Here is a 4437-nt window from a genome sequence, read left to right as displayed (position 1 = left end):
CCATCGGCTGCAGCCGATGATCGAACGAGGCGACCATCAGCACCGGGATTCCGAAACGCAAGGCCGTTTGCGCGATTTCCGTCTTCACCGGGCATGCGTCGGCATCCACTACAATTTTATACGTCATAGATCCCCGCCGACTGTGAATTTCAAGACTGAAGCATTACCGTAATATTATATACGATGAAAGGATAAAAAATCCTGCTTCCTTTCCTCAAAATCGACCGCTACCGCGAACGGTACATATCGATGATGATGCTGGCCGTTTCTTCAACCGCCTTGTTCGAAACGTCGATTACCGTGCAGCCGATTTTTTGCATAATCTTATCCGCGTACTCCAATTCCGCATGAATCCGCTCGGTGTTCGCGTAAGTGGCATTGCCCGGCAAGCCCAGCGTTTTAAGCCGTTCGGTGCGGATGACATTCAGCTTGACCGGGTCGATCCGCAGACCGACGATCTTCTTCCCCGACACCGTAAACAGCTGCTCGGGAGGCTGAATTTCCGGGACAAGCGGCACGTTGGCCACCTTGAATTTCTTGTGCGCAAGATACATGGACAGCGGGGTCTTCGATGTGCGGGATACCCCGACAAGCACGATGTCCGCCTGCAAAATCCCGTTAAAATCCCGGCCGTCATCATACTTGACGGCAAACTCGACCGCTTCCACTTTCTTGAAATAATCTTCGTCCAGCTTGTGGATCATGCCCGGCTGATGCCTTGCCTCCTGATCCAGCGTTTGCTCCAGCGTCCGTATGATCGGACCGAGCAGATCGATGTAAGGAATTCTGTAGCGCTCCGCCTGTTCGATCAAATAATCCCGCAGCTCGGGAATGACGAGCGTAAAAACGATCGCCCCGCTGCGCTCAATCACCGTTCGGATCATCCGGTCGATATCCGACGTATCGATCAGGAAAGGCACCCGGCGAATATCCACCTGCTGAGGATGAAACTGCACGGCCGCCGCCCGAACTACCGCTTCTCCCGTCTCCCCCGCCGAATCCGATGCTACAAACACTACCGGCTTAACCGCCCGTTCCATGCGAACCCGCCTTTCGTCCTGACTTTTTTACAGACCATGAGCTGTGCTGCTGTTCTCTGGTTTCAGCAATCTGCGCAAAAATTTCGCAACATCAAGTAAATTTGCGACCGTATGCAGTTCCTCGGCGCTTCAGATATTGGCCGAAGTCCCTCATGTCGGGCTGCAACAAAGGCCGATCATTTTGGAATGGATCGGCCTGTCTATTACTACTACGTTGCTGTGGCAAAAAATGTTTCAAGACTTCGGGTTAAACGATCTGCTCCGGAAAAAGAGCTTCTCTTTCCGGACAGCAAAAAACCCCGCTGACAAAGTCATGGCTTAGACTTCGTAACAAGAGGTTTTCTAACGGATGTATCATATTATAATAGCAAATGGGCAAAAACATGTCAATTATTTAGCTATACTCCGTATTTGTCCATTTGATCCAAAAAATCTCGCGATTTCAGCTTCAGTCCGACATGCGTATCGAAGTAGGCCCGTAAAATCGTCTTGAGCAGCTGTTTCGTCTGCGGCTTCACGTCGATTTGACCGAGCCGGCGCACATCCATCTGAATGAACAGCCGAAGGAGCTTGTATGCGCCGGGCGTCAGCGGGATAGCTTGCGGATCCCGCAGCTTGCAGCGCTCGCACAGCATGCCGCCCATGCCGACACTTATGGCAAACGGCTCCGCATTCTCGCGGCAAACGACGCATTGCTCCAGCTCGGGCGTATATCCGGCCAGGACGAACATTTTCATTTCGTACAGATGGTCGATAATCTGCAGATCCTTGTCTTCCTGGATCGCCTGCAAGCTGGCTTTCAGCTGATCGTATAGAAAAGGCTGTCCCTCTTGATCCCCCAACATCCGGTCGGTCAGCTCCGACAGATAGGAAGCATGGGCAGCCTTATGCAGATCTTCCCTTATTTTATGAAAAGGCTCGATAATTTCCGCATGATTCAGCGTGCCGAGCTGCCCGGATTTGAAAAACAAGTAGTCGCCGCACGTAAACAGCTGGGCGGAGGAGCCGTAACGGCTCTTCACTTTTTTGGCGCCCCGGGCCACGACGCTCAGCTTTCCGTGCTCCCGGGTAAACAGCGTAATAATTTTGTTGCCTTCCCCATAGTCCATGCTTCGGATGACGATCCCTTGAACTCTGTACTGCACCTTACAGCCTCTCCCTGCGTTACCGCGCCGGTAACCTGATATTGGGCGAAACTTACTGTACCCAATCGGAAGCGTCCAAGGCGTCCTCTTCTTCCGGCTCCGCCTCGTCGCCGTCCCGGGTATTTACTTCTTTGTATAGCAGGTAAGCATCCACATCTCCGGTCATTGAAAAGTATTTCCACGAAAAGTCTCTCATGGTACATCCTCCCCTTGATGACATGACTACAACCTGTTTCTAGGATTAGGATGGATCGTTCCGATGCGAAGTATGCTCTGCAAAAACTGCCATGTATTGTTTGCATAGTATGATGGATGAAACGCGGCGGAACCTGCTTGAAACAAGCCGGAACGCCGGTTTACTCATGCCGGAAGCCTAGATCACGCAGGACCCGGTCCTGATTGCGCCAGTCCTTCTTCACTTTGACCCATAGCTCCAGGAAGGTCTTCGAACCGAGAAGCGCTTCGATATCGGCCCGCGCTTTTTGTCCGACTTCTTTCAGCAGCGCACCCTTTTTGCCGATAATGATGCCCTTCTGCGAATCGCGTTCGACGTAAATGACCGCCGAAATATGAACGACGCCGTTGGCCTCCACGCGCATGTCTTCGATGGAAACCGCAATCGAGTGAGGAATTTCCTCCCGGGTCAAATGCAGGATTTTCTCCCGGATCAGCTCCGCGCACACAAATTGCTCCGGATGATCCGTCACTTGATCCGCCGGGTAATACTGCGGTCCTTCCGGCAAAAATTTGATGACCTGCTCCAAAAGCGTATTGACGTTATTGCCGTGTATCGCCGAGATCGGCACAATTTCGGCAAACGGGTACAAATCCTTGTAGGTCGTAATGACCGACAGGAGCGCTTCCGGGTGGATCTGGTCGATTTTGTTCATCACTAGAATGACCGGCGTTTTCACCTTTTTCAGCGTCTCGATAATGTACCGGTCTCCGCCGCCCAAGCCTTCGACAACGTCGATCAAAAACAGGATCGCGTCAACTTCGCTAAGCGCGCCTTCAGCCGCTTTGATCATATAGTCGCCGAGCTTCGATTGCGGTTTATGAATGCCGGGCGTATCCAGAAAGACGATCTGCGCCTGGTCGGTCGTATAGACACCGTGAATTTTGTTCCGGGTCGTCTGCGGCTTATCGGACATGATGGCGATCTTTTGGCCGATCATCTGGTTCATCAGCGTCGATTTGCCGACGTTGGGCCGTCCGATAATCGCCACAAAGCCGGATTTGAATTTAGAGTCAGCCTTGCTGTTCGAAGACATTAATCAATCGTTCCTCCGTCCAAATCTAAAGATGTGAATGCGCCGGGAAGCAGCTCGGCTACGGTCGTCTCGCTGATATCCCCTTTCAGATTAGCCAAATATACCGGCATATCCGGCGGACACAGCTCGACCAGCACCTGCCGGCATACGCCGCAAGGCGAAATCGGCTGAAGCGTATCCCCGATAATCGCCATGGCCCGGAACGACTTCGCCTGCTCGCCGTCCGCGATCGCGCGGAATAACGCCGTGCGTTCGGCGCAGTTCGTCGGCCCGTAGGCGGCGTTTTCCACGTTGCAGCCCAGATGAACCCGCCCTTTGGAATCCAGCAAAGCGCTGCCGACTTTAAAATGGGAATAAGGTGTATATGCTTGCTCTCTCGCCGTTTTGGCCAATGCGATCAATTCCGTTTTTTCCAAGAGAAGCTCCCCTTTCGCAACCTACATAGAATATAAATAATAGGCGAGTACCGTAATGAATCCGCCGAGCAGCGCACCAAGCAGCAGCGAACCGAAAGGCCGCTTGCGTTTGTCGTGAAGCGCCAGCAGCAGTACCGTAGCCAACAAAAAGCCCAGCAAAGCGACAAGCGTATCTTGAACCCGGCAAGCGATCAAGGCGGCGACCGCAAACGCGACGGCCGTCAGCAGGCTCGGCTTCACCCCATTCCCTTTGGAGGAAAAGCGAGTCTGCACCGCAATCACTGTCAGGATGACCAAGCTAAGCAAAATCCATACCGTTCCCGCGGTGATGGGATGACCTCCCGCCCGGCCCGTTTGAATGAGCCGTTCGATCGGATCGTAAAATACGATCATTCCCGTTACGGCGGCAAAAGCTGCCGTAACCAATACGGAAGCGGCGGCCACGTCCTTGGCGATTTTCGCCAATGGATGCAGGTCCGGCATCGCCAGATCGACCGTTTTTTCCACGGCGGTGTTGATCAATTCCGTCACGATCATGAGCGTCACGGCGAGTAAAATAAATAAA

At 52.9% G+C, this 4437-nt stretch carries 6 protein-coding genes and 1 pseudogene; all 7 read right to left on the bottom strand.

What is annotated here, in order from left to right:
* Positions 1-127 (bottom strand): annotated as a pseudogene (locus tag QJ48_RS36405) (DUF188 domain-containing protein); the annotation flags it as partial.
* 100 nt (positions 128-227) lie between these two features.
* Entirely contained in the window at positions 228-1040 is an 813-nt protein-coding gene (locus tag QJ48_RS31190) for a pyruvate, water dikinase regulatory protein (RefSeq protein ID WP_054977235.1), read from the bottom strand.
* Positions 1041-1438: 398 nt separating this feature from the next.
* Entirely contained in the window at positions 1439-2185 is a 747-nt protein-coding gene (recO, locus tag QJ48_RS31180; RefSeq protein ID WP_054977233.1) for a DNA repair protein RecO, read from the bottom strand.
* Between the two features lie 52 nt (positions 2186-2237).
* Positions 2238-2381 carry a YqzL family protein gene (locus QJ48_RS36400; protein ID WP_082420751.1) on the bottom strand — a complete coding sequence of 48 codons (144 nt, stop codon included), beginning with the start codon at positions 2379-2381 and terminating at the stop codon, positions 2238-2240.
* A gap of 160 nt (positions 2382-2541) precedes the next feature.
* Positions 2542-3456, bottom strand: a complete 915-nt coding sequence (era, locus tag QJ48_RS31175) for a GTPase Era (RefSeq protein WP_054977232.1) — start codon at positions 3454-3456, stop codon at positions 2542-2544.
* Positions 3456-3872, bottom strand: a complete 417-nt coding sequence (locus tag QJ48_RS31170) for a cytidine deaminase (RefSeq protein ID WP_054977231.1) — start codon at positions 3870-3872, stop codon at positions 3456-3458. Before QJ48_RS31170 ends, era begins: the two co-directional genes overlap by 1 nt.
* A gap of 21 nt (positions 3873-3893) precedes the next feature.
* The coding region (locus QJ48_RS31165; protein ID WP_054977230.1) for a diacylglycerol kinase family protein at positions 3894-4437 on the bottom strand (544 nt) is incomplete at its 5' end.

Origin of the sequence: Paenibacillus sp. A3, from assembly GCF_001399685.1 — a bacterium.
In the GTDB taxonomy this organism is placed as follows: domain Bacteria; phylum Bacillota; class Bacilli; order Paenibacillales; family NBRC-103111; genus Paenibacillus_G.
This window is presented reverse-complemented; position numbering and strand designations above follow the sequence as displayed.